This is a genomic window from Azonexus sp. (assembly GCF_041909095.1).
Taxonomy (GTDB): Bacteria; Pseudomonadota; Gammaproteobacteria; order Burkholderiales; family Rhodocyclaceae; genus Azonexus.
Map to the genome: position 1 here is coordinate 246,523 of NZ_JAYREB010000005.1, position 6,755 is coordinate 253,277.

At 60.3% G+C, this 6,755-nt stretch carries 8 protein-coding genes, 1 rRNA gene and 1 other RNA gene; all 10 read right to left on the minus strand.

Going from position 1 to position 6,755, the window contains the following annotated elements:
* Window positions 1–37 precede the first annotated feature (37 nt).
* Window positions 38–454 carry a ClpXP protease specificity-enhancing factor gene (locus ACE3OV_RS12150; protein WP_374327430.1) on the minus strand — a complete coding sequence of 139 codons (417 nt, stop codon included), beginning with the start codon at window positions 452–454 and terminating at the stop codon, window positions 38–40.
* A 3-nt stretch (window positions 455–457) separates the two neighbouring features.
* Window positions 458–1,054, minus strand: coding sequence for a glutathione S-transferase N-terminal domain-containing protein (locus tag ACE3OV_RS12155; RefSeq protein WP_374327431.1), 597 nt, complete (start codon window positions 1,052–1,054; stop codon window positions 458–460).
* 82 nt (window positions 1,055–1,136) lie between these two features.
* The gene (locus ACE3OV_RS12160; RefSeq protein WP_374327432.1) at window positions 1,137–1,856 is read right to left on the minus strand and encodes a cytochrome c1; all 720 of its coding nucleotides are present in this window, start codon (window positions 1,854–1,856) and stop codon (window positions 1,137–1,139) included.
* A 13-nt stretch (window positions 1,857–1,869) separates the two neighbouring features.
* Window positions 1,870–3,171, minus strand: coding sequence for a cytochrome bc complex cytochrome b subunit (locus tag ACE3OV_RS12165; RefSeq protein WP_374327433.1), 1,302 nt, complete (start codon window positions 3,169–3,171; stop codon window positions 1,870–1,872).
* 1 nt (window position 3,172) lies between these two features.
* Window positions 3,173–3,772, minus strand: coding sequence for a ubiquinol-cytochrome c reductase iron-sulfur subunit (gene petA / locus ACE3OV_RS12170; protein WP_374327434.1), 600 nt, complete (start codon window positions 3,770–3,772; stop codon window positions 3,173–3,175).
* A 94-nt stretch (window positions 3,773–3,866) separates the two neighbouring features.
* Window positions 3,867–4,466 (minus strand): recombination mediator RecR, encoded by a 600-nt coding sequence (recR, locus tag ACE3OV_RS12175; protein ID WP_374327436.1) that lies wholly within the window; start codon window positions 4,464–4,466, stop codon window positions 3,867–3,869.
* A 1-nt stretch (window position 4,467) separates the two neighbouring features.
* Window positions 4,468–4,791 carry a YbaB/EbfC family nucleoid-associated protein gene (locus ACE3OV_RS12180; RefSeq protein WP_374327437.1) on the minus strand — a complete coding sequence of 108 codons (324 nt, stop codon included), beginning with the start codon at window positions 4,789–4,791 and terminating at the stop codon, window positions 4,468–4,470.
* A gap of 12 nt (window positions 4,792–4,803) precedes the next feature.
* On the minus strand, window positions 4,804–6,405 hold the full coding sequence (gene dnaX, locus ACE3OV_RS12185; protein WP_374327438.1) for a DNA polymerase III subunit gamma/tau: 1,602 nt from the start codon (window positions 6,403–6,405) through the stop codon (window positions 4,804–4,806).
* Window positions 6,406–6,432: 27 nt separating this feature from the next.
* An RNA gene (gene ffs, locus ACE3OV_RS12190) (signal recognition particle sRNA small type) lies at window positions 6,433–6,531 on the minus strand.
* Window positions 6,532–6,648: 117 nt separating this feature from the next.
* Window positions 6,649–6,755: ribosomal RNA gene (gene rrf / locus ACE3OV_RS12195) — 5S ribosomal RNA — on the minus strand; the annotation flags it as partial.

The following is a 6,755-nucleotide window of genomic DNA, read 5'->3' on the forward strand; positions in this document are numbered from 1 at the left end:
TTTCCCTCTTTTGGTGCATCCTGAAGCAGCAACGTTCCTATTTGACGCGCTGCAGCTTCGGCCGCCCGCCTTCCGGCGGCGGCTCGGGGGGCTCATCGAGCACCGGCGCTGCCGGTGAGGGCGCAGCGACGGAAGCCTCGCCATCGCCAACCTCGAAGGCCATGCCGGCACCGTTCTCGCGCGCGTAGATGGCGGCAACCTGGGCCACCGGCACCGAAAGCTCACGCGCCACGCCACCGAAACGGGCCTGGAACTCGATCAGTTCATTGCCCATCTGCAGCTTGTTGGTGGCACCAGGTCCCAGATTCAGGACGATCTGGCCGTCCTTGACGAACTCGCGCGGCACCAGTGTGCGACCATCAACGTGGACTGCGATGTAGGGCGTGAAGCCGTTGTCGCAGCACCATTCCCAGATGGCGCGCAGCAGGTAAGGTTTGGTGGACGGCAGTTCCATCGCTTACTTGCGCATCGCCTTTTCCGACGGCGTCAGCGCGTCGATGAAGCCCTGGCGGCTGAAGATACGCTCGGCGTACTTCATCAGCGGCGCGGCAGCCTTGCCAAGATCGATGCCGTAATGGTCAAGACGCCAGAGCAAGGGGGCGATGGCGACGTCGAGCATGGAGAATTCGTCGCCCAGCATGAACTTCTGCTTGTTGAAGATGGGCACGATTTCAGTCAGACGGGCCTTGATTTCCTGACGCGCCTTGTCGGCGGTCTTGCCGTTCTTCTCGATGACTTCCATGTGCGAGAAGATTTCGCGTTCCATGCCGATCAGCAACTGACGGGCCCGGGCGCGCATGATCGGGTCGGCCGGCATCAGTTGCGGATGCGGAAAGCGTTCGTCGATGTACTCGTTGATGATGTTCGGCTCGAACAGCACGAGGTCGCGCTCGGCAAGCACCGGCACCCGGCCGTGCGGATTGACCGCAGCCATCTCGTCGGCCTTGGAGAAAAGATCGACGTCGATGACCTGAAAATCCATGCCCTTTTCGTACAGGACGATGCGGCAACGGTGACTGAAGGGGCAAGTGGTGCCCGAGTAGAGGTTCATCATGTTTAACAGCCCTCAAAAGAGATTCGGCACCGGGGGCCGACCGAAGTCGAACCCACGATGCCGTCAAGGGATCCTGAAGGGATCAGTGAATGTCTTTCCAGTATTCCTTCTTCAGAGCGTAGGCAACGACGAAGAGGATGACCAGGAAAATCAGCACGAAGATGCCGAGTGTCTGGCGGTATTCCTGTTGCGGTTCGCCCATCCAGACCATGAAGCCGACCAGGTCGGAAACCGCCTTGTCGTATTCCGCCGGGCTCATCTTGCCGGGAACGGCCAGTTCAAGCTTGTGCGACTCGTGGTTCATCACCTGGGTACCCTGCAGTTCCCAGAGGACGTGCGGCATGCCGACCGCGTCGAAGGCCAGGTTGTTCCAGCCGGTCGGGCGGTTGTCGTCCTGATAGAAGGTGCGCAGGTAGGTATACAACCAGTCTGCACCGGCCTTCGGGGCACCGGCATCACCACGGGCGCGGGCAATGATGGTCAGGTCGGGCGGCGTCGCGCCGAACCATTTCTTCTGCTCGTCGTAACGCGCAGCAACCGTCATCAGATCACCGATCTTGTCGCTGGTAAACATCAGGTTTTCCTTGACCTGAGTTTCGGTCAGGCCAAGGTCCATCAGGTTCTTGTAGCGCATGTAGGAGGCGCTGTGGCAGCTCAGGCAGTAATTGACGAACAGCTTGGCGCCGTTCTGCAAGGCGGCCTTGTCGCTGATCGAGCCCGGCCACTTGTCAAGATGGAGGCTGCCACCGGAAGCAAAAGCCAGGACGGGGGCGAAGAGCAATGCGATGAGAAATTTTTTCATGTTATGCATCCTCTCACTTCATCGTGACGCGTTCGGGAACCGGCTTGAACTTATCCATCCGGGACCACCACGGCATGCCGAGGAAGAAGGCGAAATAGAAGACCGTGCAAACCTGCGATACCAGTTCGCCCATCGGCGACGGCGACAGGGTGCCGAGGTAACCGAGGATGAAGAAGCAGATCACGAACAGGGCGACCATCACCTTGGTGATCGGGCCGCGATAGCGGATCGAACGCACCGGACTGCGATCCAGCCAGGGCAGGAAGGCGAAGACGACAACCGACGCGCCCATCGCTACAACGCCCCAGAACTTGGCGTCGAGGCCGAAGAAGTTCCAGACCATGGCACGCAGGATCGAGTAGTAAGGCGTGAAGTACCAGACCGGCGCAATGTGCGGCGGGGTCTTCAGCGGATCGGCCGGGTAGAAGTTCGGCGTCTCCAGGAAGTAACCACCACCTTCCGGCGCGAAGAACATCACGGCGGAGAAGGCCATCAGGAAGACGACGACGCCGACGATGTCCTTGACCGTGTAGTACGGATGGAAGGGGATGCCGTCGAGCGGAATGCCGTGCTCGTCCTTCTTTTCCTTGATGTCGATGCCATCCGGGTTGTTCGAACCGGTTTCGTGCAGCGCCAGGATATGGGCTGCGATCAGGCCGATCAGCACGAGCGGGAAGGCGATCACGTGGAAGGAGAAGAAACGGTTCAGGGTCGCGTCGCCGACGATGAAGTCGCCGCGGATGATCAGCGAAATATCGTTGCCGACCACCGGGATGGCGCCGAACAGGTTGACGATCACCTGTGCGCCCCAGTACGACATCTGGCCCCAGGGCAGCAGGTAGCCGAAGAAGGCTTCGCCCATCAGCACCAGGAAGATGCCGACGCCGAACAACCAGGTCAGTTCACGCGGCTTGCGGTAGGAACCGTAGATCAGGCCACGGAACATGTGCAGATAAACCACGATGAAGAAGGCCGAAGCCCCCGTCGAGTGCATGTAGCGAATGATCCAGCCACCGGGCACATCGCGCATGATGTACTCGACCGAGGCGAAGGCGACCGGCACGCCGGCAGCGTTCAGTGCGGCATCCGGCTTGTAGTGCATGACCAGGAAAATGCCGGTGACGATCTGGATGACCAAGACCAGCAGGGCCAGGGAGCCGAAGAAATACCAGAAATTGAAATTCTTCGGTGCGTAGTATTCGGAAAGGTGTCCCTTCCACATCGAGGTTGCCGGGAAGCGCGCATCAACCCATTCCAGCACGTTGCCGGCCAGCGAACCATCGGACTTGTACTTCTCGTAAATTCCCCCAGCCATGTCATGCCCCCTTCTTGTCTTCGCCGATCAGGATACGGGTATCCGTCAGATACATGTGCGGCGGAATTTCGAGATTGGTCGGCGCCGGCTTCGCCTTGAAGACGCGCCCCGCGAAATCGAACGTGGAACCGTGGCACGGGCAGAGGAAGCCGCCCAGCCAGTCGGCCCCCATGCCTTCTTCGACACCGGCCTTGAACTTGGCGCTCGGCGAACAGCCCAGGTGGGTACAGATACCGATCACGACCAGCATCTTTTCCTTGATCGAACGGGTCGCATTGGCCGCGTATTCCGGTTGCTGCGAAGCCACTTCGGAGTTCGGATCAGCGACCTGTTCGGCCAGCTTGGGCAAGGTCTCCAGCATTTCCTTGGTCCGATTGATGATCCAGACCGGCTTGCCGCGCCATTCGACGGTCATCATCTGACCTTCCGCCAGTTTGCCGATTTCGACTTCGACCGGTGCCCCCGCTGCCTTGGCACGTTCGGACGGAAGCAAACTGGAGACGAACGGGACAAGCGCGCCGACCGCGCCCACCCCGCCGACGGCTGCGGTGGCGACGATCAGCCGGCGCCGCCCGCAGTCCACTTTTCCTTGATTGCTCATAACGCTGACCCCTAAAGGAATTGAATGGGTTTAGAAACAAACGCTAAATTATACGCCAACGGAACCCTCGATAAAAGCGGCTGTCGAATAACACTTAACCGGCAAGCACCCTCCGCTCGCGCAAGGCCTGCGCCAGAGTGCCGCTATCGACGAATTCCAGTTCACCGCCGACCGGCACCCCACGCGCGATCCGCGTCACACCCACTCCCTGCGACTTGAGCATCGTCGTGATGTAGTGTGCAGTTGCCTCGCCTTCGTTGGTGTAATTGGTCGCCAGAATGACCTCCCTGACCTGCCCATCCGTCGCGCGGGCAAGCAGGCGATCAAGTTCCAGCTGTCGCGCACCGAGGCCGTCAAGCGGCGAAATCCTGCCCATCAGCACGTAATACAAGCCGTGGTAGGCCAGGGTCTGCTCCATCATGTTCATGTCCACCGGCGTCTCGACCACGCACAGCAGACTCGGGTCGCGCTTTGGCGATGCGCAGCGCTCGCAGATTTCGAGTTCGGTCAGCGTGTTGCAGCGCCGGCAGTGCCGTATGGCCTGCAAGGCGTGCTGGATCGCGTTCCCCAGGCGCGCAGCCCCAGCACGATCATGTTGCATCAGATGGTAGGCCATGCGCTGCGCCGACTTCGGGCCAACCCCGGGCAAACAGCGCAGGGCTTCAATCAGCGCATCAAGTCCGCCATTGCTCACGTCAGAACGGCAGCTTCAATCCCGGCGGCAGATTGAGACCGGCGGTAAAGCCCGCCATCTTTTCCTGCGACAGCGCCTCCCCTTTACGCACGGCATCGTTGACGGCCGCCGCCAGCAGATCTTCCAGCATCTCCCGATCATCCATCACCGAGGGGTCGATGCTGACCCGCCGCACATCGTGCGCGCAAGTCATCAGCACCTTGACCATACCGGCACCGGCCTGGCCTTCGACCTCGACCTGCGCCAGTTGCTCCTGCGCCTTCTTCATGTTTTCCTGCATCATCTGGGCCTGTTTCATCAGGCCACCCAGACCACCTTTGATCATCAGCAATCTCCGTCAAGCAATAGGTTTAATGGAAGAATCAACGATCGTCGCCCCAAGTGTGGCGATCACATCCTGAACGAACAAATCCTGTCCGATCGCCTGCTCGGCATTTTCCTGGCGCTCCTGGCGCTGGCGACCAGCAGTGGCCGCCGGGGTTTCAGCAGTTGGCGCCCCCAGCTCGATTTTCAGCACGATCGGTCGGGAGAAATGCTGAACGAGCGCCTGCTGCAACTTCTCCGGCGCCGGCTTCATCTGCAGATGCGCTGCGTTATTCGCCAGCCGCAGGAGACAGTGACCTTCGCCAAGCTCCCGCAATTCGCAATTCAGGGCAAGTTCCCTGGCCAAGCCGGTAAGCGGCAGGGCGGCCACGATATCGTGCCAGCCGTTTGTACCGGCATCCTCTGCCGCCGGCTCCGGACGCCTTGCCACAGGCAGCGCCTCCTGCACCACCTCGGCGGGTCGCTGGGCTGCCACTGGCGAGCGCGTCGGCGCCGGGCTCGAGCGCATCGCCGAAACGACCTCCGGTACGCTGCGCGGCCGAAAGGTATGCAGGCGCAGCAAGGTCATCACGAAACCAGCGTATTCATCAGGTGCCAGCGGCAGTTCTGCCCGCCCGACATTGACGATCTGATAGGCCAGCTGGACGAACTCAGGGGAGAGTGCAGCAGCCAGCGCGGCCAATCGCTGACGCTCGGGATCATCATCATCGAGCATACCTGGCGCACACTGAATCACCTGCAGGCGGGTCAACAAGGCCGCCAGCTCCTGCAAGGCACTGGAAAACGACAGGCTGCGCAGTGCCAGCATCGCTGACTGCTGCATCAGCGCCGACGCGTCGCCGGCCTGCAAGGCCTCAAGCATGGAAAACAGATAGTCCTGATCGACGTTACCCAGCATCGCCCGGACCTGGACTTCATCGACCCTGCCTGCGCCGTGCGCTATCGCCTGATCGAGAAGGGAAAGCGCGTCACGCATGCTGCCGGCTGCGGAACGGGCAAGCAGCGCCAAGGCCGGCGGCTCAAAGGGAATTCCTTCGGCTTGCAGGATGTGCGCCAGGTGCGAGGAAATCGCCAGTGCCGGCATCTGCTTCAGGTTGAACTGCAGGCATCGCGACAACACCGTTACCGGAATCTTCTGCGGATCGGTAGTCGCCAGGATGAACTTCACATGCTCGGGCGGCTCTTCAAGCGTCTTCAACATCGCGTTGAAAGCCGAGGTCGATAACATGTGCACTTCGTCGATCACATAGACCTTGAAACGTCCCCGGGTCGGCGCATAAATCGCGTTCTCCAGAAGCTGACGCATCTCGTCGACGCGCGTATTGGTCGCCGCATCCACCTCAAGCAGATCAACAAAACGACCGGCATCGATTTCCTGACAAGCCGAACATTTGCCACAAGGCGATGGCGTGATTCCGGTTTCGCAATTGAGCGATTTGGCGAGGATGCGTGCCAGCGTCGTCTTGCCTACACCGCGTGTTCCCGTAAAAAGGTAAGCGTGATGCAGTCGTTGCTGGGACAAGGCATGGGTCAGAGCACGTACAACATGCTCCTGGCCAACGAGTGTCGAAAAATTGCGCGGCCGCCACTTTCGCGCGAGAACCTGGTAACTCATGCGCCCCACACCAAAAGCAAAAATGAAAGTGGCGAGCCTAACCCCCGGCACTTGCAGTAAACGGCTGTGGCTGCTTCCTTCCGGACCTGACCAGGTTCACCATCCTGCAATGCGGGGAGACCCGCCGGTGTGGATTCTAACACAGAGCGCTAACGTAGCAGTTGCTGGCGCTGGAATAATTCTGACGCGTAGACGGCAAAAGGCCCCGCCTAGAGGACTAGGTGGGGCCTTTTGGGATGGGGAGCCTGGCGGTGACCTACTTTCGCGAGCGAGAAGCTCACTATCATCGGCGCGTTTCTGTTTCACGGTCCTGTTCGGGAAGGGAAGGGGTGGGTCCAGAAGGCTATTGC

Coding starts and splice junctions, on each gene's coding strand:
- ACE3OV_RS12165 (WP_374327433.1), bottom strand. CDS start 3,171: ATGGCTGGGGGAATTTACGAGAAGTACAAGTCCGATGGTTCGCTGGCC.
- ACE3OV_RS12180 (WP_374327437.1), bottom strand. CDS start 4,791: ATGATCAAAGGTGGTCTGGGTGGCCTGATGAAACAGGCCCAGATGATG.
- ACE3OV_RS12150 (WP_374327430.1), bottom strand. CDS start 454: ATGGAACTGCCGTCCACCAAACCTTACCTGCTGCGCGCCATCTGGGAA.
- ACE3OV_RS12160 (WP_374327432.1), bottom strand. CDS start 1,856: ATGAAAAAATTTCTCATCGCATTGCTCTTCGCCCCCGTCCTGGCTTTT.
- ACE3OV_RS12155 (WP_374327431.1), bottom strand. CDS start 1,054: ATGATGAACCTCTACTCGGGCACCACTTGCCCCTTCAGTCACCGTTGC.
- dnaX (WP_374327438.1), bottom strand. CDS start 6,405: ATGAGTTACCAGGTTCTCGCGCGAAAGTGGCGGCCGCGCAATTTTTCG.
- petA (WP_374327434.1), bottom strand. CDS start 3,772: ATGAGCAATCAAGGAAAAGTGGACTGCGGGCGGCGCCGGCTGATCGTC.